This window comes from Rhizobium sp. WYJ-E13 (assembly GCF_018987265.1).
In the GTDB taxonomy this organism is placed as follows: domain Bacteria; phylum Pseudomonadota; class Alphaproteobacteria; order Rhizobiales; family Rhizobiaceae; genus Rhizobium.
This window is the reverse complement of record NZ_CP076855.1, coordinates 375,644-400,085: the sequence shown is the minus strand read 5'-3', so window position 1 is coordinate 400,085 and position 24,442 is coordinate 375,644. Positions and strand designations below refer to the sequence as shown.

At 60.8% G+C, this 24,442-nt stretch carries 20 protein-coding genes; 4 read left to right on the top strand and 16 right to left on the bottom strand.

Going from position 1 to position 24,442, the window contains the following annotated elements:
- Positions 1-19: 19 nt before the first annotated feature.
- From KQ933_RS33280 to KQ933_RS33245, 8 genes are all read right to left on the bottom strand, one after another.
- A complete protein-coding gene (locus KQ933_RS33280) occupies positions 20-1,021 on the bottom strand; it encodes an ABC transporter ATP-binding protein (protein WP_216761152.1) in 1,002 nt (333 codons plus the stop codon).
- 18 nt (positions 1,022-1,039) lie between these two features.
- Entirely contained in the window at positions 1,040-2,104 is a 1,065-nt protein-coding gene (locus tag KQ933_RS33275) for a Gfo/Idh/MocA family protein (protein WP_216761151.1), read from the bottom strand.
- Positions 2,101-2,940: a carbohydrate ABC transporter permease gene (locus KQ933_RS33270; RefSeq protein ID WP_216761150.1), complete on the bottom strand. Its 840-nt coding sequence runs from the start codon at positions 2,938-2,940 to the stop codon at positions 2,101-2,103. Before KQ933_RS33270 ends, KQ933_RS33275 begins: the two co-directional genes overlap by 4 nt.
- Positions 2,941-2,950: 10 nt before the next feature.
- Positions 2,951-3,898, bottom strand: a complete 948-nt coding sequence (locus KQ933_RS33265; RefSeq protein WP_216761149.1) for a carbohydrate ABC transporter permease — start codon at positions 3,896-3,898, stop codon at positions 2,951-2,953.
- Positions 3,899-4,110: 212 nt separating this feature from the next.
- Positions 4,111-5,370: an ABC transporter substrate-binding protein gene (locus KQ933_RS33260; RefSeq protein ID WP_216761148.1), complete on the bottom strand. Its 1,260-nt coding sequence runs from the start codon at positions 5,368-5,370 to the stop codon at positions 4,111-4,113.
- Positions 5,371-5,566: 196 nt separating this feature from the next.
- Positions 5,567-6,265 carry a hypothetical protein gene (locus tag KQ933_RS33255; protein WP_216761147.1) on the bottom strand — a complete coding sequence of 233 codons (699 nt, stop codon included), beginning with the start codon at positions 6,263-6,265 and terminating at the stop codon, positions 5,567-5,569.
- The gene (locus KQ933_RS33250) at positions 6,262-7,089 is read right to left on the bottom strand and encodes a PIG-L deacetylase family protein (protein WP_216761146.1); all 828 of its coding nucleotides are present in this window, start codon (positions 7,087-7,089) and stop codon (positions 6,262-6,264) included. Before KQ933_RS33250 ends, KQ933_RS33255 begins: the two co-directional genes overlap by 4 nt.
- A 75-nt stretch (positions 7,090-7,164) precedes the next feature.
- Positions 7,165-8,526, bottom strand: a complete 1,362-nt coding sequence (locus tag KQ933_RS33245; protein ID WP_163990046.1) for an aspartate aminotransferase family protein — start codon at positions 8,524-8,526, stop codon at positions 7,165-7,167.
- 338 nt (positions 8,527-8,864) lie between these two features.
- Between KQ933_RS33245 and KQ933_RS33240 the strand changes: the two genes are divergently transcribed.
- Positions 8,865-10,097 carry an ROK family transcriptional regulator gene (locus KQ933_RS33240; RefSeq protein ID WP_253958484.1) on the top strand — a complete coding sequence of 411 codons (1,233 nt, stop codon included), beginning with the start codon at positions 8,865-8,867 and terminating at the stop codon, positions 10,095-10,097.
- Here the strand turns inward: KQ933_RS33240 and KQ933_RS33235 are convergent.
- Positions 10,087-10,998, bottom strand: a complete 912-nt coding sequence (locus tag KQ933_RS33235; RefSeq protein WP_216761145.1) for a LysR family transcriptional regulator — start codon at positions 10,996-10,998, stop codon at positions 10,087-10,089. The genes KQ933_RS33240 and KQ933_RS33235 overlap by 11 nt on opposite strands.
- Positions 10,999-11,090: 92 nt before the next feature.
- Between KQ933_RS33235 and KQ933_RS33230 the strand changes: the two genes are divergently transcribed.
- The 3 genes from KQ933_RS33230 to KQ933_RS33220 all read left to right on the top strand — a co-directional run bounded on the left by KQ933_RS33230 (position 11,091) and on the right by KQ933_RS33220 (position 15,984).
- Positions 11,091-12,707, top strand: coding sequence for a GMC family oxidoreductase (locus tag KQ933_RS33230; protein WP_216761144.1), 1,617 nt, complete (start codon positions 11,091-11,093; stop codon positions 12,705-12,707).
- Positions 12,708-12,765: 58 nt separating this feature from the next.
- Positions 12,766-14,073: a histidinol dehydrogenase gene (gene hisD / locus KQ933_RS33225; protein WP_216761143.1), complete on the top strand. Its 1,308-nt coding sequence runs from the start codon at positions 12,766-12,768 to the stop codon at positions 14,071-14,073.
- A gap of 105 nt (positions 14,074-14,178) precedes the next feature.
- Entirely contained in the window at positions 14,179-15,984 is a 1,806-nt protein-coding gene (locus tag KQ933_RS33220) for a thiamine pyrophosphate-binding protein (protein ID WP_216761142.1), read from the top strand.
- Between the two features lie 545 nt (positions 15,985-16,529).
- Here the strand turns inward: KQ933_RS33220 and KQ933_RS33215 are convergent.
- From KQ933_RS33215 to KQ933_RS33185, 7 genes are all read right to left on the bottom strand, one after another.
- On the bottom strand, positions 16,530-17,957 hold the full coding sequence (locus KQ933_RS33215; RefSeq protein ID WP_216761141.1) for an aldehyde dehydrogenase family protein: 1,428 nt from the start codon (positions 17,955-17,957) through the stop codon (positions 16,530-16,532).
- A 67-nt stretch (positions 17,958-18,024) separates the two neighbouring features.
- On the bottom strand, positions 18,025-18,783 hold the full coding sequence (locus tag KQ933_RS33210; protein ID WP_216761140.1) for an SDR family NAD(P)-dependent oxidoreductase: 759 nt from the start codon (positions 18,781-18,783) through the stop codon (positions 18,025-18,027).
- A gap of 29 nt (positions 18,784-18,812) precedes the next feature.
- Positions 18,813-19,772 carry a carbohydrate kinase family protein gene (locus KQ933_RS33205; RefSeq protein ID WP_216761139.1) on the bottom strand — a complete coding sequence of 320 codons (960 nt, stop codon included), beginning with the start codon at positions 19,770-19,772 and terminating at the stop codon, positions 18,813-18,815.
- 14 nt (positions 19,773-19,786) lie between these two features.
- Positions 19,787-20,764: an ABC transporter permease gene (locus KQ933_RS33200; protein WP_216761138.1), complete on the bottom strand. Its 978-nt coding sequence runs from the start codon at positions 20,762-20,764 to the stop codon at positions 19,787-19,789.
- A 2-nt stretch (positions 20,765-20,766) separates the two neighbouring features.
- Positions 20,767-21,765, bottom strand: coding sequence for an ABC transporter permease (locus KQ933_RS33195; RefSeq protein WP_253958505.1), 999 nt, complete (start codon positions 21,763-21,765; stop codon positions 20,767-20,769).
- Positions 21,766-21,794: 29 nt separating this feature from the next.
- Positions 21,795-23,318 carry a sugar ABC transporter ATP-binding protein gene (locus KQ933_RS33190; protein ID WP_253958483.1) on the bottom strand — a complete coding sequence of 508 codons (1,524 nt, stop codon included), beginning with the start codon at positions 23,316-23,318 and terminating at the stop codon, positions 21,795-21,797.
- Positions 23,319-23,386: 68 nt separating this feature from the next.
- On the bottom strand, positions 23,387-24,319 hold the full coding sequence (locus KQ933_RS33185) for a sugar ABC transporter substrate-binding protein (protein WP_253958504.1): 933 nt from the start codon (positions 24,317-24,319) through the stop codon (positions 23,387-23,389).
- Positions 24,320-24,442: the final 123 nt, after the last annotated feature.

Sequence of the window (24,442 nt, the reverse complement as noted above, 5' to 3'; positions counted from 1 at the left end):
CAGTAGCATTGGTTCCAGGTCACTGGGCCGCGTTGCCATTCTCGTCGAAACGGTGCGTCTGACCTTCCGGAAATTTGACGAACACTCGCTCATCCGGAGCATAGGCATGCTGCCCGAACAGGCGCGCAGTCACGGGTCCGAGTTTATCGGCCTCCATGTAGACGATCGTATCCGCGCCAAGATGCTCGACATACACGATTGTCGCTGCCCAATCACCCGTGTCCCGTGAAAGCTTGACATGCTCCGGCCTGACACCGAACGTCTTTATGCCCTGAAGGTCGAGCCGGCCTGCCTCGATGAAATTCATCTGGGGCGACCCGATGAATCCCGCAACGAAGAGGTTGGCTGGCCGGTTGTACAGCTCCATGGGCGATCCGACCTGTTCGATCTTGCCCGCGCTCAGGACAACGATCTTGTCGGCGAGCGTCATAGCCTCCACCTGATCGTGGGTAACATAGATCATCGTTGCCTTGAGGCGGCGATGCAACTTGGCGATTTCGAGCCTGGTCTGCACGCGCAGCGCGGCATCGAGGTTGGAGAGCGGTTCGTCGAACAGGAAAAGCTTCGGCTCGCGAACGACCGCGCGCCCAATCGCGACGCGCTGGCGCTGGCCGCCCGAGAGCTCAGCGGGGCGGCGGGCAAGATACGGCTCGAGCGAGAGCATCGACGAGGCGTGCGAAACGCGCTGGTCGATCTCGGCCTTTGGCGTACCCGCCTGCTTCAGGCCCAACCCCATATTGTCCCGCACACTGAGATGCGGATAGAGCGCGTAGGACTGGAAGACCATGGCAATCCCGCGCTTGGCGGGCGGCGCATGGGAGACATCGGCATTGTCGATCAGGATCGAGCCTTGCGAGATGTCCTCCAGACCGGCAATCGCCCGCAGGAGGGTAGACTTGCCACATCCCGATGGACCAACGAAAACAACGAACTCTCCATCGTCGACCTTCAGGTCGATACCCTTGAGGACCTCGTGTGTTCCATAGAACTTGCGCACGGATGCGAGGTGAAGATTTCCCAACTTTATTCCCCTGACAATTCAGACATTGATGACGGCACCCGTGCGAACGCTTTCGTCCGCCGCAAGACATATTCGCAGCGACTGGTAGGCATCCTGCATGTGGCGCGTAAGATCGATGTCGTCGCGGATTGCCTTGCGGACGAACTCCGCTTGGCGATTGCACAGTTCCTGAGGGCCCGACACGTCCCCCATCTCGATCAGTTCGTCCGGCTCCGCTAATGTCCCTCCGGAGGTGAGCGACGACCGATGCACACGGATGGACGCGGCGCGCATCGCTGTCTCCACATCGCCCGTCTTCCCATCCGCATCCGCACCGATCGAGACGCTACCCTTCGGCGACATCACATCCTTCACGAAGAACGCCGTCTCCGAGATCATCGGCCCCCATCCAGACTCGTACCAACCGACGGAACCGTCGGCAAAGCCAACCTGGAAATGGCCGTAGTTGTACATGCCGGGTGCGATATCGTCAGACATCCGCAGTCCCATCCCGCGGACCCAGGATGGAGCGGCATCGGTGATCTGACACATGACATCGACATAGTGGACGCCACAATCGACGATCGGAGAGGTGGACTTGAGCAGCGCCTTGTGCTCGTCCCATCCCCGTCCGGAGGACTGCTGGTTGAGGTTCATGCGGAAGACAAACGGTCCGCCAAGCGCCCTCGCCTCGGCGATGAGGCGCTGCCAGGACGGATGGTGCCTCAGAATGTAGCCGACAATCAGCTTCCGGCCATTGGCCCGGGCACAGGAAATCACGCTCTCGGCATCTTCGACGTTGGTCGCCAATGGCTTCTCGACGAAGACGTGACAGCCTGCTTCCATGGCCATGACTGCAAACTCGGCATGGCTGTCGGCGTAAGTGTTGATCGAGCAGAGTTCCGGTCTCAGTTCCGCCAAGGCATCCTTGAAGGAAGGAATGAGCCGATGATGGCGAAGTGCCGCGGGGAGCTCGACATTCGAGCGGTTCACGAGCCCCGCCACCTCGAATCCGGAATTCGCAGCGTAGGCCAGCGCATTGCTGCGCCCCATCTTGCCAAGCCCGGCAACGAGAACGCGGACGGGTTCGCCTGGCGAGCTCACTTGACCGCCCCCGCTGTAATGCCGCGGATCAGCTGACGCGAGAAGACCACGTAGAGGGTGACAATCGGCAGGATCGCCAACGATAGCGCCGCAAGAACCGCATTCCAGTTGGTGACAAACTGGCCGATGAAGATCTGCGAGCCAAGCGTTACGGTCTTCGTGGCTTCCGAAGGCGCCAGGATCAGCGGAAACCATAGATCGTTCCAGATCGGGATCATGGTGAAGACAGCAACCGTTGCCATCGCAGGCCGCACCAGCGGCAGGACGAGGCGGAAGAAGATCGCGTATTCCGAGAGACCATCGATGCGCCCGGCATTCTTCAGGTCGTCGGACACGGTGCGCATGAATTCCGACAGAATGAAGATGGCAAGCGGGATGCCCTGCGCTGTATAGACCAGGATGAGCGCCGTCAGCGTGTTGACGAGACCGGTCGCGACCATGCCCTGCAGGATGGCGACCGTGCCGAGACGGATCGGGATCATGATGCCGATCGCCATGTAGAGGCCGATGAGCCAGTTGCCGCGGAAGCGGTATTCCGACAGCGCGAAAGCTGCCATGGCACCGAACAGCAGGACGAAGAAGATCGATGCGACCGTCACGACGCCACTATTGTAGAAATACAGGCAAAAATTGCCCTGAGCCAAAACGGTGTCATATCCGATGAGGCTGAAGCTGCTTGGGTTCGGCGGGGCCATCGGTGACCGGAAGATCGACGCCCGGTCCTTAAAGGAGTTGATGACGGTGAGGAACACCGGAAACAGCGCGATGATCGTATAGGAGATCAAGGCAAGGTGGACGAAGCCGGTGCGGAAATGTGACGTTCGAGTTTTCGACATGCGCCGCCCCTCAGAACTGGTAGCGGCGAAGACGCCGTTGGATGGTGAACAGATAGAGCGAAACCCCGGCGAGAATGATCAGGAACATCACCGTCGCCACTGTCGCACCCATGGACCGGTCGCCGAGCTGCAGCTGATATCCAAAGAACGTCCGGTAAAGGAATGTGCCCAGGATGTCCGTCGATCCGTCAGGGCCGGCAAGAGCACCTTGCGCCGTGTAGATCAGGTCGAAGGCGTTGAAGTTTCCGACGAAGGTCAGGACCGAAATGATGCCGATCGCCGGCAGCACCAGCGGAAGTTTGATCTTCCAGAACTGGCTCCATCCGGTGATCCCGTCGCACTCGGCAGCCTCGATCACCTCGTCCGGGATGCTGAGAAGTGCCGCGTAGATCAGCATCATCGGCACGCCGATCCATTGCCAAACCGAGATCAGGGAGAGAGCCACCAACGCGGAATCCGTGCGCCCAAGCCAGGGAGCGAATATCCACTTCAGCTCGACGAGATCCAGCAAATATGGCGCAACGCCCCAGATCGGCGACAGGATCAGTTTCCAGATGAAGCCGACAATGACGAAGGAGAGGAGAGCCGGAAGGAAGATGGCTGTCCGGTAGAGGGCTGCGAAGCGCAGCCTTCGTGTCGAAAGAAGTGCAGCAAGCGCGATCCCGATCGGGTTCTGAACGCACATATGGATGGCGAAGAAGACGAGGTTGTTGCGGAAGGCGTTCCACAGATCGTGCGACCAGCGGGCGTCACCGAAGAGAACCTTGTAATTCGCCAGGCCGACAAAGGTGAGCGCGCCATCGACATCGTTATAGAAGGACTGCCGAAGCGTCTCGGCGAGCGGAAGGATCATCACCGCCGAGTAGACGAGAAATGCCGGAAGAAGAAACACGCCTATGTGCCATCCGATCGGCTTTTTTGCGCTGTCGATCGCGCCGCCATCGATGCTATCGTTCATCGCGGTTTCCCCATGGATTTCAAACAAACTCCAGGAAGCCGGCGAAGACGCAAGTGCTGGCTGGTTTCCTGACGTTAGGAACCGTCCTCTTCCCTGACCAGGTCGAGTATACATCGGTGAATTCCTCGCAGCGGAACATCGGCAGCCGCGTCGCCGCCGGCGATGTTTAGTTAGTCGAGGAGGCCGCCAATGGATCGGCAGCCTCCTTAGGCTCACTTGGCAGCGCCCGGCTTGTACCAGCTGTCGAGGCCCTTCTGGAGCTTTTCGGCAGCGACGGCCGGAGTGTCCGTGCCGTTGATGACGTTGGCCGATTCAACCCAGGTCTCGTTTTCGAGGTTCGGGGTGCCGCGCGACAGGATCTGATAGGTCGAGCGGACGGTCGACTTGTATGGGCCGCGCCAGGAAACGAATTCCTGAGCCAGCGGATCGCTCATCTTCACCGGGCTGGAATTCAGGCTGAAGAAGCCCGGCAGTGCATTGGCGTAGATGCTTGCGAATTCAGGAGACGCGACCCATTCAAGGAACGTCTTCGCCTCTGCCGCATGGGGACTCTTGGAATTCAGACCGACCGCAATATCCGGATGGTCGGAGATGTAGCCCTGGTCGCCAGCTTTCGGAACCGGCGGCGGGAAGGCGCCCATCTTGAACTGCGCCTGGCTGTTGAACAGCGCGATTTCCCACGAACCGGCAGGATAGATCGCTGCGCGGCCGAGCGTGAAGAGGTTCTGGCTATCGGAGTAGGTCTGGGCCTCGAAGCCATCGCCGAGGTAAGGCTTCCACTTCACCAGCTCTTCGTAAGGCTTGACCCAGTCGGCGTCCGTCAGCTTCTGCTTGCCGGAGATCAGAGCGGCGCGGCCTTCCTCACCCTTCCAGTAGTTCGGACCGATGTTCTGGTAGCCCATGGTTGCGGCTTCCCACATTTCCTTCGTGCCCATCGCCATCGGGATGTAGGTGCCATCGGCCTTGATCTTGTCGAGGGCCGCGAAGAACTCGTCTTCCGTCTTGGGGATCGAGATACCGAGCTTGTCGAAGGCATCCTTGTTGTAGATGAAGCCGTGGATGACGGAGGCCATCGGCACGCAGAAGGTCGACTTGCCGTCGTCGGTGGACCAGGCGGCCTTGGCGACCGGCGTGAAGTTTTCCAGCCCCTTCAGGTCGGTAAGATCGGCCAGCTGCTTCTTCTTGAAGAGCTCGAGCGAAGCGTCGAACGGACGGCAGGTGATGATGTCGCCTGCGGAACCAGCATCGAGCTTGGCGTTCAGCGAAGCGTTGTATTCCGTCTGGGCGGTCGGTGCGAACACCACCTTGATTCCCGGATGCTTGGCTTCGAAAGCCGGGATGATCTTCTCCTGCCAAACCTGGATGTCGTCCTGGCGCCAGCTTTCGATCGTCACCGTTGCGTCTGCCGCCTGCACATTTGCAGCGAAGCCTCCAAGTGCCGTCGCCGTCAGCAAAATAGCCGTGTACTTCATATGCCTTGCCCCTCTGTTCTAGCGTCATCCTGACGCCGCGTTGATGCCTGCACGCTTTTCCCTGACGGCCCGCCAGGGCGCAAAAGTTCCCCCACCCGGACAGGCTGCCTGTCCGTATTTGCTTCACGTCAGAGATGTCACTCTTCATTTCGCCGGAACACGTCCCCAGCGAACCTTGGCTGGACGACCGTCCTGCTTACCTTTTTGGATGCAGCTCGATAGCCATCCAAATACAGCCTTCATCCGTCCAACCGCGGTGCCATGGGTAGCGGAACGCATCCACGCCCTCGACCTGAAGGATCGGGTCGTGCGTATCGCCGGGCGCCGTGGACAATTCGCGGTAGAGATCTGCGCCAGCCTGATCGCGGAAGATCTGGATCCGGCCATTGCCGGAGATTTGTGTGTGGATCTCAAGGAAATCGTGGGTGTTGTGGATGCCGGCATCCGTCTTCGGCGGCGCCCACCAGAGATTGAGTCGGATCTCGAAATCGGAACTCTCCTCTCGCGGTTGGGGCGCATTCGCGAAATGCCAGGGATTGACCCGCACCGAACCCGCGACATCCTTTGGAGAGATATAAAGCGGCGTATGGCGCGGAAATTCCGACATCCGATCGCCGAACCAGTCCCAACCGTCGAAGACCACGCCGCCGAGATTTGTGGCCGTGGGAATATCGACAACGGAAACCCGTTCGGCGCTGGCGATCACGCCGCCCCGAAGGATCGTCGACTTCCAGGGCGGGATAATGCCCGCAACGTCACCGCCGACAACCATCTTTTCGTTGGACAGATTGGTGACAACACCGTGCACCGCAACATCGCGGGCATTTTCGATCAGCTCCGCACGGACGAATTTGCCGTCGAACGCGAGCGCGCGGCGTTTGTTGAAATCGCTCATGGTTTCTCCTCCTCATTCCTTCGAACTATCCAGAAACGCTCCCGGTAGGCTCCGTCCTCTTCGGAACTCATGTAGCGGCGCAGCTCCATTTCGGGATCACGTCCGGGAAAGATCTCCGCAATCTGTGACTTGTATTTCAGGATGGCCGCAAACTTGGCTGTAAAGTCGACCGCGACATCGACGTGATCGCCAATCTCCCATCCGCTCCGCTCGCGTGCGGCAGGCACGTTGTCCGGAAATTTCGGAGGAAAAAATCCCGCAGAATATGGAATGTCTTCATAGAGATACACATCCGCGGCCCATTGGCCGGCGTCCTGCCTGAACGCCTCGGTCGTCACGACATGGTCGACATGCCGCCCGACTGCCATCGGGCACAGGACGATATTCGGGCGGATCGACTCCAGCCATGACGCGAGAAGAAGCTTCAATTCCTTCCAGGCCGGGTCATCTGCCATAGGCGCAGAGAAGACAGCCTTGCGGGTCGGATACAAAAATTTTCCGGCCGGGCCTGTGCGGTAGATGGAGTCCAACAACCTGCCTTGAACGATTTCCGCGCCGAGCAGTGCAAGCGATGCGGCGTCCTCGTCGCGGCGAACCTGATAAGGGCTCGCTCCCAGACCCCACCATTCATGCAATTCCTTCACCACCGGTGACGGTTCGCCTTCGATGTGTGTGTCCGCGGTGAAAATGTTGCCAACCACGACCGGGCACTCCTGCTTCACCGCACGGTCGATCAGACCGCCCGCGCTCAGCACGGCATCGTCAAGATGAGGTGACAGGATCAGGATCCGGTCGTCTTTCGTGAGATTGCCCAACGTTGTCACTTCGATTCCTTACCCTTGCCATACCCGCAGTCCGGCCGGTCGCAGGCCCTGCCTGCGACCGGAACTCATCTGCACTCAGCCGAAGCCGCGCGCCTTGGAAACCTCATCGATCGCCGCGGCCGCGACCTCCACAGCCTTGTCGAGCTCTTCCCGGCTGGCGATCAGCGGAGGCGACATCTCGATGGAGTGACCGATCGCCGTTACCAATACGCCCTTTTCATGCATCGAGTTCATCACAGCCTTGACGGTTTCGTCCTCGAAGGGGGCCTTCGTCGCCTTGTCGCTTGTGAAGTCGATGGCGTGCCAGTGGCCGATGCCCCGGACTTCGCCGACGATCGGAGAGCTGCCGAGCGCGGAGCGCAGTGCTTCCTGCAGATAGACACCGTTGTTCCGTGCCTTCGAAAGGAGCCCTTCCCGCTCCTTGATCTCGATCACCTTGAGTGATGCGGCCATGGCACCGGCGTGTCCGCTATAGGTGTGGACGTTGCGATACATCGGAATGGCGTCAGCAATCTCGGGACGCGTTGCGACGGCGCCGGCCGGGACGTAGCCAGCGCTCATGGCCTTCGCCATCGTGATAATGTCAGGCACGATCCCGAACTGCTCGGACGCGAACCATGTGCCCGTACGGCCGAAGCCAGTGATGACTTCGTCGCAGATGAGGAGGATGTCGTGCTTCGTGCAGATCTCGCGGACACGTCTCCAGTAGTTTTGCGTCGGGATCTGAACGCCATGAGCCTGCATGATCGGCTCGCCGATGAAGGCGGCGATATTTTCCGGGCCCTCAAGCTCGATCTGCTTCTCGAGATAGGTGGCGCACATCTCCGCCCACACTTCATCGGTGACGCCAAACGGGTTTCTGTAGCGCGTCGGGCTCGGGATGAAGCTGTTGCCGGGGACACGCGGATCCGGGATGTTACGCACCGGAAGCCAGTCGGTTACCGAAAGGCAGCCCATCGTGGCGCCATGATAGGCATTCCAACGCGAGATGACCTTGTAGGCACGCGGCTTCTTGCCCTTGGCCTGGTGGTATTGCTTCGCAAGCTTCAGGGCGCCTTCGACCGCTTCCGATCCGGTGCTGACGAAGAAGATACGCGAGAGGTCCCCGGGCAGAATTTCCGACAGCTTCTCTGCAAGCCTGATGGCAGGCTCCGTCGTATTGGCGGCGGTACCGACGAAATGGACGTTGACCAGCTGGTCGTAGACGGCTTTGGCAATCTCCTGATTGCCGTATCCCAACGTGTTTGCCCGGGTCGGCGAGCCGAGCATGTCTAGGTATTCGCGATTATCCTCGGTCCAGAGACGGCAGCCCTCGCCCCGGGCGTAGATGGAAAGGCCATTCGTTGCAATTTCCGACTGGCTCACGATCGGAATGATCATGTGATCGAGTGCCGATTTCAGCAATGCCGGGAGATTGCTGTCTGATTGCGTCGTCATGGTCCTTCATCCCTCATAAATGGTGTTCCTGCAGGCTTGGATCGCAGGGCGGATGCGCCGTCTGCTTAAGCCAAAATCAGATTCGACGTTCGAAAGCTCTCCGCAGCCACCGCTACGGGGTCGCGAAGCCCAGGCTGCACGCCCGGAAATTGATTGTGTGACGGTCTCCCGCTTTGTTCCCATTCTACGCGCCAGCCACAAGCAGATCCGCTGCGTCTGACGATCCGATAACTGACAAGCCGCTTGCCAGCATCTCAAGGGATCAGCTCTTTCGGCCTATTTGTCCACTTGATGGACTAATACTTGCAAAGAGTTTCGTTGCATGTCAATCCTTTTTTATGAGTGAATTTTCAATGCTTGCAGACGGACCAGAAAACACTGGTGGACGGGCTCCGAGGGCCATACTCGGCACGAATGTCGAAGGTGCCAATGCGCACAACCGTCGCGTCATCCTCGACGCGATCCGCGTCAATCGGGCGATGTCCCGGGCAGATCTTGCCCGGGCGACCAAGCTGTCGAAGCAGGCCGTCTCCAACATCGTCGACGAGTTGGAACGCGAAGGCGTGATCATGGCGCAGGATACTGTCGCCCGTGAAGTGCCCGGCCGCCCCGCGGTTCCGTATGTGCTGGCTCCCAACGGGGCGTATGCCATCGGTCTTCACATCGACAGACATGAAGCACGAGCGGTCATTGTCGATCTGTGTGGCGATGTTCTGGTGCGCCAGCGCGCGCGCTTGCATGCCGAGGACCCCGACCAAGGCTTCAAGGACCTGCTCAATCTGCTGTCCAGCACCCGCAAGGACGCCGCCGCTCTCCGCCCTGACCTCGAAGCCCGTCTGGTCGGTCTCGGCGTGGCAATGCCGGGTCCGTTCGGTATCGACGAGGCGCGCAGCGTCACGGCGGACGTTTACAGCATGGCGCGCTGGCAGAGTTTCCCCCTCGTTTCCCGCCTGGAATCGGAAACCGGATTGGTCGTCAGCCTGCGAAACGACGCGGCTGCGGCTACGATGGCAGAGATGATCGCGGGGCGATTGCACGGCGTCAGGGATGCCGTCTGCCTCTATCTCGGATACGGCCTGGGTGCCGGTATCGTTATCAACGGCGAACTCTACAATGGTCGCAACGGCAACGCCGGCGATGTCGGCCTGATCCCGGCCCAGCCCGGATGCGAGCCGAGGCCGCTTCTGGAACGGCTCGCCACGCTCGCGGCGCTGAGCGAGTCTCTGGATCTCGACCCCGCCGACCCCGAGTTCTCCACGGTGATCACCCAGATCGCCGAAAAATCCGGCCCCGAGTATCAGGCCTGGCTATCCCAAGCCGCCCGGGAAATCGGATGGCTCCTCGCGATGACGGAACTGGTCTTCGCGCCGGAGGCGATCGTGCTCTGCGGCAGCGCGCCGGAGGCTCTGCTCGACGACCTGCTTGAACGCCTCAAGGCGCCGGGGCTGACCGGCGACCGTCCACGAATGATGCGCGGCCTCGCGGATATCTGGGCGCCTGCCCGCGGCGCTGCATCGGAGCCGATCGGCCGGAGTTTCTCGCCTCGCTACTCGGCCCTGTTCAAGAAGTGACCGCAGCCTGAGCCGGCAAGCGGCGAAAGAGCGACTGGTGCCGTTGAAACAGCGCGCCAAGAGCATCAACGGTCACCCGGACGCGTCGGATATGCCTGAGATCCTCGTGAACGGAGAGCCAGTAGCTGCGCGTCAGGCGGAAGTCTTCCAGCAGTGGCTTGAGCCCCGCATCTTCGGGCACCATGAAGAACGGCAGGATACCGATGGCCTGTCCGGTCTCCACGATATGGCGCTGCGCGATAATGCTTGTGCTTCGAAGCGCAGGCCTCTGTTTGAAACCGAGCGCGTCGAGGTAGTCGAGTTCCCGTGTATGCAGCAGGCTGGGTATGTAGCCGCACAATATGTGAGCATCGATATCCTGGAGCGCAGATGGCTCTCCGTGGATGCGAATGTAGCTGTCTGACGCGAAAAATCCGAGTTCGTAGTCTGTCAATCGCCGGGTCGCGATGCTTCCGGTACCTGGGCGATCAAGGGTGATGGCGATATCCACTTCACGCGAGGCCAGCGAGTAGTTCTGCGGGAGGGCGACAAGCTCGATATCCAGCGACGCGTACTCGGCGCGCAGCTCGTTGAGATGTGCACTGAGATATGCCGCGCCGAGCCCTTCGGGAGCGCCGATACGAACAGTTCCCGAAATCTCCTCCCGGTCGCCCGCAACCGAGCCGATCTCGCTGAGCAGGGTCGATTCCATATGCGTGACCACCGCCACGAGGTTCTCCCCCGCGGAAGTGATCTTCAGTCTCCTCCCCGCCCGATTGAACAGCTTCACCGCGAGGCCGCTTTCGAGCCGCGCCAGCCGGCGGCTGATCGTCGAATGATCCAGGCCGAGCAGCTTTGAGGCTTCGGTTATCTGCCCCGTCCGGGCGATGCAGAGAAATACGCGCAGGTCGTCCCAGTCCATTCAGAACCCGTTTTTGCACATTGTATGTGTAATATTGATCGTTGTCATCTCGGGCATATCGAAGCATTCCTTTCACAAGAGGAATAATCAATATGATGGACAAATTTGATTATATTGTTGTGGGAGCTGGTACGGCCGGCTGCATCCTCGCCAATCGGCTTTCGGAAGACCCCGCCAACCGCGTGCTGCTGCTGGAGGCTGGCGGTAACGACAACTGGATCTGGTTCCATATCCCGGTCGGATATCTTTTCGCGATTGGCAACCCGCGCGCCGACTGGATGTTCCGCACTGAAGCCGAACCCGGACTGAATGGCCGTTCGCTTGCCTACCCGCGCGGCAAGGTCATCGGCGGGTGCTCATCAATCAACGCCATGATCGCCATGCGCGGTCAGGCGGCCGACTATGACAGCTGGAAAGACCTCGGCCTGACAGGCTGGGGATGGGACGACGTCCTGCCCACCTTCAAGAAGATGGAAGACCACTTTCTCGGCGAAGGCCCTTTTCACGGTGCCGGTGGCGGGTGGCGGGTCGAAGCTCCCCGCATATCCTGGCCCGTGCTCGATGCCGTGCGCAAGGCCGCGGGAGAAATCGGCGTGCCGCCGACAGACGATTTCAATCTCGGCCAGAATGACGGCACCGGATATTTCCATGTGAACCAGAAGCGCGGACGCCGGTGGTCATCGGCTCGCGGCTTTCTAAAGCCGGTCCTGCACCGGAAGAACCTGACGCTCGAAACGGGCGTCCTGGTCGATAAGCTGATTGTCAAAGATGGACGTGCGATCGGCATTTCCTACCGGCGTGCCGGCGATTCCGTCCAGGCTGCATATGCGAAGGCCGAAGTCATCCTGAGCGCTGGCGCCATCGGCTCCGTGCAGATCCTCCACCGTTCCGGGATCGGGCCAGGCGAATGGCTCTCGCAGATGGGCGTCGAGCCGATCCTTGAGCGGCGCGGGGTCGGCCGCAACCTTCAGGACCATTTGCAGCAGCGCGCGATCTACCGTGTCAAAGGCGCCAAAACCCTGAACGACAGCTATCACAATCCCATTTCTAAGGGACTGATGGGGCTGGACTACCTGATCCGCCGCCGGGGGCCGCTCACCATGGCGCCATCGCAGCTCGGCATCTTCACCAAATCCGATCCCGATCAGCAGCGCGCCAATATCGAGTTCCATGTCCAGCCGCTGTCGCTCGACAAGTTCGGCGACCCGCTGCACCGGTTTTCCGCAATCACAGTTGCCGCATGCAACCTCAGGCCAACATCGCGTGGCGTCGTTCAGACGATCACGACCGACCTGACAAAGCCGCCGCTCATCAAGCCGAACTATCTGTCGACCGACGAGGACCGGAAAGTGGCGGCCGATGCAATACGCGTGACCCGGCGACTGATGCGCCAGCCCGCCCTCGCCTCGCTTCATCCGGAAGAATATCTCCCCGGCCCCACTGTCGGTGACGATGACCAGTCCTTGGCGAAGGCAGCCGGCAATATCGGCACGACAATCTTCCATCCGACCAGCACGGCGAGGATGGGGCTGCGGTCGGATCCGGATGCGGTGGTGGACGACCGTCTGCGGTTCATCGGCCTCGACGGCCTGCGGGTTGTCGATGCGTCGGTGATGCCGCTGATCGTCTCAGGCAACACCAACACCCCGACTGCGATGATCGCCATGAAGGGTGCCGACATGATCCTGGCGAACAGGAAAACCGCCTAGAATTTCAAATGCGTGAAAAGGACGGCGCTTCCGGGCGCCGCTTGAGGAGAACAAGACGATGGCAAATTGGTTGAAACGCGGCGCGACTGCCGAGGCTGTTCGTGCCGCCGACAACAGTGTGCGCGAAACTGTGGAGCGGACGCTTGCGGATATCGAAGCGCGCGGCGACGCCGCGATCCGCGACCTATCGATCAAATTCGACGGGCTGCAGCGCGATGACTATCGCCTGAGCGATGCCGAGATCCAGGCGTGCATGAACCAGCTTTCGGACCGCGACCTGAAGGACATCGAGTTTGCGCAGACGCAGGTCCGCAACTTCGCACAGCACCAGCGCGCCGCCCTGAAGGACATCGAGGTCGAAACACTTCCGGGCGTCGTTCTCGGACACAAGAACGTTCCGGTCAACGCCGCGGGCTGCTACGTGCCGGGCGGAAAATATCCGCTTCTCGCCTCCGCCCATATGTCGGTGATCACCGCGAAGGTCGCAGGTGTGAAACGCATCATCACCTGTGCACCACCCTACAAGGGCAAGCCCGCTCCGGCGATCGTCGCGGCCCAGCATATGGCAGGTGCTGATGAGATCTACTGCCTCGGCGGCATCCAGGCTGTTGGCGCCATGGCGCTTGGTACGGCTTCGATCACCCCCGTCGACATGCTGGTCGGCCCCGGCAATGCCTTCGTCGCCGAAGCCAAGCGTCAGCTCTTCGGCCGCGTCGGCATCGATCTCTTCGCCGGCCCGACGGAAACCCTGGTCATTGCCGACGATACCGTCGATGGCGAGATATGCGCGACCGATCTTCTCGGCCAGGCAGAGCATGGACCGGATTCGCCGGCAATTCTTCTCACGACTTCCGAGAAACTCGCGCGTGACACCATCGCTGAAATCGAGCGTATCCTGACGATCCTGGCAACTGCCGAAATCGCCGCGAAGTCCTGGGCCGCCTACGGACAGGTGATCGTGGCCGACAGCGACGAGGAGATGGTGCGGATCGCCGATGAGCTGGCGTTCGAACACGTGCAGGTCATGACGAAGGATCCGGATTACTTCTTGAAGAACATGACCAACTTCGGAGCCCTGTTCCTCGGACCGCGGACCAACGTCGCGTATGGCGACAAGGCGATCGGCACCAATCATACGCTGCCCACCAAGCAGGCGGCCCGCTACACCGGCGGCCTCTGGGTCGGGAAATTCCTGAAAACCTGCACCTACCAGCGCGTGCTCACCGACGAGGCCTCGACGCTGATCGGCGAATATTGCTCGCGCCTCTGTGCGCTGGAAGGTTTCACCGGGCATGGCGAGCAGGCGAACATCCGGGTTCGCCGTTACGGAGGCAAGAACGTGCCTTACGGCGGCAAGGCGGAATAGGTCACCTTCATCATCTAGCGGGCCGGACACGTTCCGGCCCATGCCTATTATCATTGGATCGAGGTGGCGCGAGATAGACCGTCACCAAAGACTGAGGAGGAACACATGGACCAGCCCACCCAACGCCTGACAGGCGGCCAGATCGTCACCGAATACCTTGTCCGGGAAGGCGTGAAATATGTCTTCGCGATCCCCGGCCATGGCAACACTGCGCTGATGGATGCGTTTGTCGACCGGCAGGACGAACTGACGGTCATTCCGGCGATGCACGAACAGGGCGCATCGCATATGGCCGATGGCTATTATCGGGCCAGCGGCCAGGTCGCGGCCGTCTGTGTGACCATTGGACCGGGCGCCACCAACACGCTGACAGGTATTGCCACGGCATTCATGGATTCCATGCCGCAACTCGTCATCACCGGTGCGGTGCACACTTATTTCACCGGAAAAGGCGTCCTTCAGGAAATCGACCGCCCGCATGCCGACAATTTCCCGAGGATGGCCGAACCCGTCGTCAAGCGGTGGTTTCAACCGTCTCACGTCGAGCAGCTTCCTGAAGTAATGAGCCACGCGTTCAACTCGATGCTTGAAGGCCGCCGCGGACCCGTTCTGATCAACTTCCCTCAGGACATTCAGGCCGAAGAAGCCGAGGTCAAGCTCGCGCCGATCGAGCAGCGCCGGCCCCGCGGCCGGCTGCACGGTGACCCGGCAGAGATTGCCCGCGCTGCCCAGCTCCTCTTGTCTGCAGAGCGTCCGGTCATTCTCGCAGGCGGCGGCGTGATCGCGGCCGAAGCGACCGACCTGCTGGTAAAGGTGGCAGAACGTCTCGGTGCTCCCGTGACGACCTCTTTCAACGGCAAGGGTGCGATTGCCGAGGATCACGAACTTTACGCCTGGCCCTGTGGCGACATGGGTTCCTTCTCCGGCAACGCCATGACCCGCGAAGCCGACGTGATCCTCTCACTCGGATGCCGCTTCAGCGACCGTGTCACCTCTTCCTATGCCCCGGGCATTACTTTCGACATCCCGAAGACCAAGCTGATCCATGTCGATATCGACGGCTTCGAGATCGGCAAGAACTATCCCGCTGAAGTCGGCATCCTCGGCGATGCCCATGCCGTCCTGTCGGCGCTGCTGATCGAGCTCGAAAGGGCTCCTGCGAAGGAATACCGGGGAACAGAGTACTTCCAGCGCTTCCAGCAGCTGAAGGCGGAGTGGGTCGAGCACCTGCGGCCGCAGCAGGAGGCAAACCATGCACCGATAACGATCTCCCAGGCGCTCGCAGAAGCCCGCAAGGTGCTGCCGCGCGACACGATCGTCGTCACCGATTCCAGCTGCCCGCAGAACCAGGTCTACAATGAATTCCCGGTCTACGGACCCAAGCAGCATATTACGGCCGGCGGATTCTCCGGCATCGGCTTCGCACTGCCGGCGGCGATTGGTGCAAAGCTTGGCGCACCGGACAAGCCGGTCGTCTGCATCTGCGGCGATGGCGCGTTCCTTCAGACCGGACAGGAGCTCGCGACCGCGGTTATGATGGGTATCCCGGCCGTCTTCCTGATCCTGAACAACGGTGGTTGGTGCGGCATTCGCAATCTGCAGCTCAACCTGTTCGGCGAGGACCGTGAGCTCATCACGAACTTCAAGACGCCGGATGGCGCATCCTGGATGGCCAACTGTACCGGCTTCGCGCAGTCGCTGGGCGCGGCAGGCGAGCGCGTCGACGATCCCGCCGAGATCGGCAACGCCCTGAAGCGGGCGCTCGCATCCGCTCAGCCCTATGTGGTCGAGGTGATCTGCTCGCTGGAGCGGCCCTGGAGCAACATGCACATGACAGGATGGTGGGACATCACGGTTCCCGCAAACCGTGGTGGATACCGTGAGCGATATGAGAAGAAGCGCGGCTTCTGATCTGATCCAGCGATACGCTGGGGAGGCGAAGGCGGCGCCCGTGCGAGTCTGCGGTTACGCTAAGGCTCCGGTACCACGAGGGGTTCACGGCGGCTCTTAGTACGACGAGTAGGTTCGGACCTGGAATTATCAACACGAGGGCGTAGGGCCATGCCAGAGAGGTCAGCAGCGGCGTAATCATTATCGTCTGACCTGCGCTATTGTTGTGGCTCAGCGTCACCCGGTCGGGCGAGGGAATGGTGTGTCCGAATACGCGAGCCGGAATAGGATCATCTCGGCCAGCACAGGCCGGAACCGAAACGCGACCGTTGATCGGTCGCGCCAAAATCGATCGCGTCCGGAAGTAGGCAATCAACGTTGAGCGGCTAATTGCGCTACCGGGGCGTTGGAAGCAAGGAAGATCACCGTCGCCAATACAGTGGCGTCAGCACGGCGCCCCGCAATCCGGCTAAGGGGGTAACTGGCATCACCGCGAAGTTCGCACCTGCCCACCCTGAGACCAGTGCAGCATTTCAAGGTTGATGCGATCGCGGGTGTCGACTGCCCTACTTCCACCCCCCCGTCGCCTTGATCTCCAGGAAGTCCGAAAGACCAAACTCGCCGTGTTCCCTCCCGTTGCCTGACTGCTTGTAGCCGCCGAATGGTGCCTTGGCATCCCAGCCGGACTCGTTGATGTAGACCATACCGACACGCAGTTGCCGCGCAATTCGACGAGCCCGATCCTTGTCCCGCGTCTGGATATAGCCAGCGAGACCATAAACCGTGTCGTTGGCTATCTTTACCGCATCTTCTTCATCATGATAGGCCATGATGGACAGAACGGGTCCGAAAATCTCCTCCCGAGCGATGGTCATTTCAGAGGTCACATCGGCAAAAACCGTCGGTCGCACATAATACCCCCGGTTGAGACCTTTTGGCCGCCCGAGACCTCCCGCAACCAGTGTCGCACCTTCCGATAAGCCGGCCTCAATGAGCGTCTGAATGCGCTCGTACTGCTGACGGTTGACGACGGGGCCATGGTCGGACATCGCCTCCGTCGGCGGACCAGTTCTGACGGAGTCAGCTGTGCGAGCGGCGATAGCCGCAGCTTCTTTCATCCGCGCCCGCGGCACCAGCATTCGGGTGGGCGCCTTGCAGGACTGCCCGGTGTTTCCGTAGCATCCGTGAACGCCACGGCTGACAGCATCCTCGAAATCGGCATCATCGAGAATGATGTTTGCGGACTTGCCCCCAAGCTCTTGATGAACCCGCTTGATCGTGTCTGCCGCAGCACGCGCAACAGCCACACCCGCCCGGGCAGAGCCGGTGACAGAGACCATTTCGACATCAGGATGACGCGATAGCGCTTCACCCACGACCCGGCCCTCGCCGTTGATATAATTGTACACGCCGTCGGGGAAGCCGGCTTCTTTGATGAGGCCGCTGAAATGGATGGAGCTTAGCGGCGAAAACTCGCTCGGCTTCACGACCATGGTGCAGCCCGCGGCCAATGCCGGTACGACCTTGACCACCAGCTGGTTCATGGGCCAGTTCCAGGGTGTGATAAGTGCGCAGACGCCGACCGCTTCCCGTGAGATCAGAATGTCGCCGCGCAGTTCCTCAAAGACATAGTGATCAAGCACATCGATAATTGTTTCGAGGTGAGAACGACCACACCATCCCTGTGCCGATCGCGAGAAAGCTGACGTGGTGCCCATCTCCTCGGTCATCATGTCGGCGATCAGCTCATAGTCGCGGTTGTAAAGGTCAAGCAGCCGCCTGAGGAGATGCTGCCGTTCCTTCACCGGCGTTGTCGAGAAGGCCGGAAAGGCGGCCTTTGCCGCAGCGACGGCGCGATCGACGTCACGCTCGTCACCCATGGCGATCTCGCAAATGGGTTCTTCCGTCGCCGGATTGATCAGCGTGTGGCGTCCCTTGCCGATAGGATCCACCCAGTTGCCGCCGATCAAGAATTTGAGTTCGTTTCCAGACATGACATTTCCTCCCCGACGCTCGTGCGCCGTGCTTCAAGTGCTGCCGATGATGCGGAACCCTAAAGGTTCAGTGGAAATAGATGCCGCCGCAGACGTTGAGGGCCTGCCCCGTCACGAAATCGGATTCGCTGGAAGCGAAGAACCGGACGGGACCGACAACGTCCTCGGGATTTCCGAGCCGCTTCAGCGAGGCGACGGCTTCCCAGTGACGGATCGCTTCGTCGCTGCCGAGATTGTTCTTGCCCATCTCGGTCAGGATGATGCCGGGGCAGATGGCGTTGACAGTGATACCGTCCATGCCAGCCTCTTGGGCGAGCACGCGCGTCAGCGTGATGACCGCCGATTTCGTTGCGGCATAGTGGCCCTGGGTAGCGACGCCCTGGCGGCCGGCGATCGAGGCGATGTTGATGATGCGGCCGGACTTCTGATGGCGCATCTGCGGCAGCACGGCCTGGCACATCAGGAGCACGCCCTTGGCATTGACGTCAAAATGCGCGTCCCAGTCCTTCTCGGAAAGATTTTCCAGTGTGGAGGGCTTCAGGATACCCGCATTGTTGACCAGCACATCGACGCTGCCTTCCTTCGCGATCACGTCGGTCACCACCGCGTCTATCTCGCCGCGGGCGGTGACGTCGACCGCGTACTGGTGGGCGACCCGGCCCGCCGCGGTGATCTGCCGGGCTGTCTCGGCGAGTTCGCCCTGCTGCGACGCCAGATCGAGGACGGCGACATTATATCCGAATTCCGCCAGGCCGACGGCGATCGCACGGCCTATGCCGCGGCTTGCTCCGGTGACGATGGCGACTTTGCCTGTTGGGCGCATCATGGTCTCGATATCCTTATTGCTTAAAGTTATTACGCGGCCGCGGCCTGCTTGACGGGGAGATTGTTCATGGCTTCGATCGTGTCATCGAACGAGACAAGCTTGCCGTCGGAACCGAGGCCCATGGCGACCTTTGCCGCCACGGCCGAAGCGAATTTCGCTGTCGTCCGCAAATCCCATCCCTTGATGATGCCGACGATGACGCCGGCGGTGAAGCTGTCGCCGCAACCGGTCGTGTCCGATACCTTGACCTCGAAGGCCGGAAGGTGGAACTCCTCGCCATTCTCCGCCGAGACGAAGACGCCATCCGCGCCGAGCGTCAGGATCGCATTCTTGACGCCGCGCCGCTTGAAGAAAGCTGCCACCTCGCGGGGGTCCTTGCGGCCGGCCATCTCGCTCGCTTCCTCGATGCTGGGCACGAAATAGTCGATATAGGGAAGGCAGGGCTCGACCAGCGCAAAGGTCTCGGGATTGGCTTGAATCAGGTCGAAGGTGGTGATGCGGCCGAGCGCCTTGGCCTTCTGGAACAGACGCAGCGTCGGCTCGCCGTCGAAGGAGCGCAACAGTCCGGTGCCGCCCACATGAACGACATTGGCGTCGAGAGCTGCATCCATATCCTCGGCAGCGACATTGAAGACGGCGGCCGAACCCGGCACATGGAGGGCGGGGCGTTCACCGTTCGGCCGGACCGGCAGAATGGTAGCGGACGTCTGGACATCGCGGGTGCGGCGCACCAGCGAGCACTCGACGCCGAACTTGCGCATCTTCGCCTCGAGGAAATCCCCCATCTCGTCGTCGCCGACGGTGGTGACCGCCCGCGTATTCAAGCCGAGAATCGCGCAGTCAACTGCTGTGGCGCCGGCAGTGCCGGCCACGGTCATGCGGATCTCATCGATATAATCCGCGCGTCCGCCGTCGGGTATCCGCGTCACAGGGCGTCCGAGGATATCGAGGACATAGAAGCCGATGGAGCTCACATCAAAACGTGTCATGGTCATGCTTTCGATTAGTGGTCGCGGCCACGAAGGCCGAAGCTGAGGGCGAGGACGAGGAAGACGAGCACGCCGATCCCGACCTGCTGCCAGTAGAAATTCCAGCCGATCAGCAGCAGGCCGTTCTTGACGACCGCGAGCAGCGCCACGCCGAGAAGCGTGCCGATCACGCTCGGACGGCGCTCGACGCTGATCGTCGTGCCAATGAAGGTGGCGCCGATGGCATCGAGAAGAAAAGCGTTGCCGGAAAGAGGAACGTAGGACCTGACGGTGGAGGACAGGATAATCCCGGCAACGCCGCAAAGCAGGGCGCAGGCGATATAGACCAGCGACATGTTGAATGGCACGCGGATGCCGGAATACCAGGCGACGCCTGGCTGCGCACCGAAGGCCCGGACATAGCGGCCGAATACCGACTTGTGCAGCAGCAAATAGACCAGGACGCCGCAAAGCGCGAAGATGATGACGGACATCGGCACGCCGAAAACGGGGGTGCGCACGATCGCTGTGAACAGCTTCACCACGTCGCCGGTCACGAGATAGATCGGCTGGCCGCCGCCGGTTGCGATCTGCTGCACGCTCTGCCCGATGAACAGGACGCCGAGCGTCGCGAGGAAGGGGCTGATGCGCAGCCGGGTGATCAGCACGGAATTGACCAGGCCGACGGCCAGCGCGGCGGCAAGACCGACGAGGATCGCGACGACCGGCCCCGATCCCGCCGCCAGCAGCATGATGAAGACCATGCTCGCCATATCGACCGAGACGCCGACCGAGAGATCGATGCCACCAGCGGAAATCACGATGGTCATGCCGAAGGCGATGATGGCAAGCAGCACGACATTGTTGACGAGGATGTTGAACAGGTTGGCCGGCGTCAGGAAGCTCGGGCTGGCCAGCGAAAAGAACACCAGCAGCATGAGGAAAGCCACAGCAACCGCATAGCGCGATATGCCGGCAACGTCGAAACGCGGAAGTCTTGAGGAAATCTGCATGATCAGCGCTCCGAAGGTTTGGCAAAGGAGGTTGCGGCAACAACGAGCAGGATCAGCGCGCCCTGGACGCCATTGACCCAATAACTGGAGACGTTGAGCAGCTGGAAGCCGTTGGCGAGAAAGCCGATGAAAAGCGTGCTGAGCAGCGTACCGCCGGCCGTCGGCACGAAACGCCGCGAGAAGACGGTGCCGAGCAGCGCCGCAGCAAGAATCGACAGCAAAAGTTCGCCGGTTCCAGGCGTGCTGGCGCTGAGGCGTGAGATCAGCAGAACGCTCGCCATGGCGGCGCAGGCGCCCGAGAACAGGTAGGTGCCCGTCAGGTATCGTCCGACGCCGATACCAGCGGCACGCGCGGCTTCCGGATGCCCGCCAACGGCATAGAGCCGCAGACCGGTGCCAGTGAAATGCAGCACGACAAGCATCAGGATCGTGAAGCCGATCAGCGACCAGGCAAGAAAGGAGACGCCGGCCACCGACCCCATCGCCAGTTCGGCGGTGAAATCCGAGGTGACGGGCAGAACGGTATTCTGCGTCAGGATCAGCTCGGCACCTGCAACGATATTCATCGTCGCAAGCGTCGCGAGCAGCGGCAGGATGTTGAGCCGGACGATAGCGATGGCGTTCAGAAAACCGACCAGCAGGCCGGTTGCCAGTGTCGCGAGAAATGCCACCGGCGTCGGGAAGCCCGCATTCAGCATACTGGCGAAGACCGCAGCGCAAAGGCCGGTCGCCGCCGCCATGGAAAGATCGATGCCCCCGGTCTGCACGTCGCTGCCGCCGCCGATGATGACGGTCGACATACCGAAGGCGAGGATGCCGAGGATCGCCGACTGCTCCACAACGTTCATTGCGTTGTACAAAGACAGGAAGCCCGGCGCCATGATGGCGAAATAAAGCAGGATCAGGACGAAGCAGCCAATCGCGCCAAGCCGCACCACCCATGCGATGAGCGCCTTTCTGCCGGACCCAGCTTTCGCGGACGTTTTATCGCTGGCGTTCATTGTCAATTCCCTGTTGGCCGGAACCGCGCTCATGCCGCACTCCTGTCTGCCGGCCCACGTGCACCCGAGGCTGCCGAGAGCAGCCGGTCGCTATCGACCTCGCCGGCCTTAAATTCATGGGTAAGTTCGCCGCGATAGATCACCAGGATACGATCGCAGACGCCGATCAGCTCCAGCAAATCCGAGGACATGAACAGAATCGCAGCACCTTCTGCCGCAAGCCGGTTCAGCAGATTGTAGATTTCGACCTTGGCCCCGACATCGACGGCGACAGTCGGCTCGTCGAGGATATAGACCTTGGACCGGCAGCTTAGCCACTTGGCCAGAGCAACCTTCTGCTGATTGCCGCCCGACAGGGTCTTGACCAGGGCGTCGCGCTGCGGCGTCTTGATCGAAAGCTCGCGAATGAAACGGTCCACGGCCTCATTTTCCAGCGATCGCGAGACGAAACCGTTGCGGCTGTATCGCTTGAGGCTCGCCAGAGAAATGTTTTCCCGGACCGAAAGACCGAGCGCAACGCCATGCGCGCGCCGGTCCTCCGGTACCAGGGCTACGTCCTGGGAGACAGCAGAAACAGGCGTCGCGAAGCGGGCGGGTCTGCCCTCGATGGCAATGTCACCGCCATCGGTCTTATCGAGGCCGAAGAGGCAATGGATGAGCTCCTTGACGCCGGATCCGAGCAGGCCGGTGATGCCGACGACTTCACCGGCATTGACCTGCAACGAGATGTTCTCGAAATGGCCGGAAAGCGAAAGGTTCGAGACTTTGAGCACCGGCTCGCCGATCGCGCCGCTGCGCTTCGGGAACATATCGCCAACATCGCGGTTGATCATCATGCGGACGATTTCGTCTATACCGGTCTCGCGGGGCACGATAACGCCGACATCGGTTCCGTTGCGCATGACCGTAACTTCGTCGCACAGATCTTCGATTTCCTGCATGTAGTGCGAGATGAAAATGATCGCGATGCCGTCGTCGCGCAGCCGCCTGAGGACGCGGAAAAGGCTGTCGACCTCGCGCTTGACCAGCGCCGCGGTGGGCTCGTCGAGCACCAGTATGGATGCATTGTGAGCCAGTGCGCGCGTTATCTGCACGATCTTCTGCTGCGCGGTCGTCAGGTCCTGAACGAGGGTGCCAGCCGGAATCTCAAGATCGAAATACTGCCGCAGCATTTCGCGGGCGCGCCGCGCCATGCTGCGGTGATTGACAAAAAAGCCGAAGCCAGGTTCATTCTTCAGGAAAATCGCCTCGCCGACGGTTGCGGTCGGAACCAGCAGGCGATCCTGGTGAATGAAATGAACGCCGAGCTTTTCGACATTGGCGGGGGTGAGGCGCGATACGGACTGACCGTTGATGACGATTTCTCCGGCATCGGGCTTCAGCATTCCGGCGAGCACCTTAATGATCGTCGACTTGCCGGCGCCGTTCTGGCCAACGAGACCATGGATGGTTCCGCGCCGAACTTTGAGATCCGCGTCGGCCAATGCCTTTACAACCCCGAAGCTCTTCGAGATTCCGCGCATGTCGATCGCAAGGTCATTTCCGGAGGTCATCAGAACCCCTCCCCGTCATCGTTAGGTTATGGCACGCCTTCCCCTGGAGGAAGGCGTGCCGCGCTCAATCAATTTTCTTTCTTGGCGAGGAAGGGCGCCGCGGTCTGCGCGGCGTTTTCCTTCGTAATCAACACCGCCGGGACGAAAGTGAACGGGCTGACCGTTTGGCCGGCAAGGTATTTTGCGGCGTTGCGGGCCGCAGACTTGCCGATCTCGTAGGGCTGCTGGGCGCCGACTGCGCCGGCAACGGATTCGGGATTGGCGACCATTTCGACCACCTCAGGGCTGCCGTCGATCGCGTAGGTCTTGATGCCCTTGCGGCCTGCGGCCTCGATCGCCTGCGTCGCGCCGATCTGCGGGATATCCCAGCATGCCCACACCGCAGAGATGTCGCCATCCTTGGGATACTTGGTCAGCATGTCGGTGACGTTGGAATAGGCGCTCTGCACCGTATTGGGGATCACGTCACGCAGTTCCGGCTCGATGATCTTCACATCGGGAAAGGACTGCAGCACGTATTTCAGCTGGTCGTAGCGGATCTTGCAGACCGGAACGCTATAGAAGCCGTTGAAGACCAGCACATTGCCCTTGCCGCCCATGTCAGCAACCATCTGCAGCGCGACTTCCGATGCCAGCGCGTAGTTGTTCGACGTGCTGTTGTTCAGCGAATAGGGCGTTGCCGTATCGACGGTGAAGAGCGGGATGCCGGCGTCGCGAATGCGCTTCAGCCAGGGATTGAGAACGTCGAGATTGCCGAGCTGTTCGATGATGGCGTCGGGCTTCTGAGCGATCAGCGTCTGGAGCTGCGAGACATGCGTCTGATCGTTGCGCTTGGCGTCGAGCGCGATCGGTTCGCCGCCCAAAGCCTTCACTTCGTCGATAATGCCCTGATAGGCCTTCAGGTCCCAGTCATGATCGGTGCCGACCGCCGAGATGCCGATTTTCTTGCCCTTCAGCGAGAGCTTCTCGTCGCCGGCGTCCTGGGCCGTTGCGGCATGCATGCCGGCAAACAGGGCGCAGACCGCGACGGCGGCGCGGAAGATGTTGCGGTGAATATTGCTGCTCTTCGATCTGGACATTTTTTCCTCCCGAGGTCTGTCCGTTGATATCTGTCTTGCATCGGC

What these genes read in the sequence shown, in the direction of transcription:
- KQ933_RS33270 (WP_216761150.1), bottom strand. Translation starts at nt 2,940, where the DNA reads ATGTCGAAAACTCGAACGTCACATTTCCGCACCGGCTTCGTCCACCTT.
- KQ933_RS33265 (WP_216761149.1), bottom strand. Translation starts at nt 3,898, where the DNA reads ATGAACGATAGCATCGATGGCGGCGCGATCGACAGCGCAAAAAAGCCG.
- KQ933_RS33260 (WP_216761148.1), bottom strand. Translation starts at nt 5,370, where the DNA reads ATGAAGTACACGGCTATTTTGCTGACGGCGACGGCACTTGGAGGCTTC.
- KQ933_RS33255 (WP_216761147.1), bottom strand. Translation starts at nt 6,265, where the DNA reads ATGAGCGATTTCAACAAACGCCGCGCGCTCGCGTTCGACGGCAAATTC.
- KQ933_RS33245 (WP_163990046.1), bottom strand. Translation starts at nt 8,526, where the DNA reads ATGACGACGCAATCAGACAGCAATCTCCCGGCATTGCTGAAATCGGCA.
- KQ933_RS33240 (WP_253958484.1), top strand. Translation starts at nt 8,865, where the DNA reads ATGAGTGAATTTTCAATGCTTGCAGACGGACCAGAAAACACTGGTGGA.
- KQ933_RS33235 (WP_216761145.1), bottom strand. Translation starts at nt 10,998, where the DNA reads ATGGACTGGGACGACCTGCGCGTATTTCTCTGCATCGCCCGGACGGGG.
- KQ933_RS33230 (WP_216761144.1), top strand. Translation starts at nt 11,091, where the DNA reads ATGATGGACAAATTTGATTATATTGTTGTGGGAGCTGGTACGGCCGGC.
- hisD (WP_216761143.1), top strand. Translation starts at nt 12,766, where the DNA reads ATGGCAAATTGGTTGAAACGCGGCGCGACTGCCGAGGCTGTTCGTGCC.
- KQ933_RS33220 (WP_216761142.1), top strand. Translation starts at nt 14,179, where the DNA reads ATGGACCAGCCCACCCAACGCCTGACAGGCGGCCAGATCGTCACCGAA.
- KQ933_RS33215 (WP_216761141.1), bottom strand. Translation starts at nt 17,957, where the DNA reads ATGTCTGGAAACGAACTCAAATTCTTGATCGGCGGCAACTGGGTGGAT.
- KQ933_RS33210 (WP_216761140.1), bottom strand. Translation starts at nt 18,783, where the DNA reads ATGATGCGCCCAACAGGCAAAGTCGCCATCGTCACCGGAGCAAGCCGC.
- KQ933_RS33205 (WP_216761139.1), bottom strand. Translation starts at nt 19,772, where the DNA reads ATGACACGTTTTGATGTGAGCTCCATCGGCTTCTATGTCCTCGATATC.
- KQ933_RS33200 (WP_216761138.1), bottom strand. Translation starts at nt 20,764, where the DNA reads ATGCAGATTTCCTCAAGACTTCCGCGTTTCGACGTTGCCGGCATATCG.
- KQ933_RS33195 (WP_253958505.1), bottom strand. Translation starts at nt 21,765, where the DNA reads ATGAACGCCAGCGATAAAACGTCCGCGAAAGCTGGGTCCGGCAGAAAG.
- KQ933_RS33190 (WP_253958483.1), bottom strand. Translation starts at nt 23,318, where the DNA reads ATGACCTCCGGAAATGACCTTGCGATCGACATGCGCGGAATCTCGAAG.
- KQ933_RS33185 (WP_253958504.1), bottom strand. Translation starts at nt 24,319, where the DNA reads ATGCATGCCGCAACGGCCCAGGACGCCGGCGACGAGAAGCTCTCGCTG.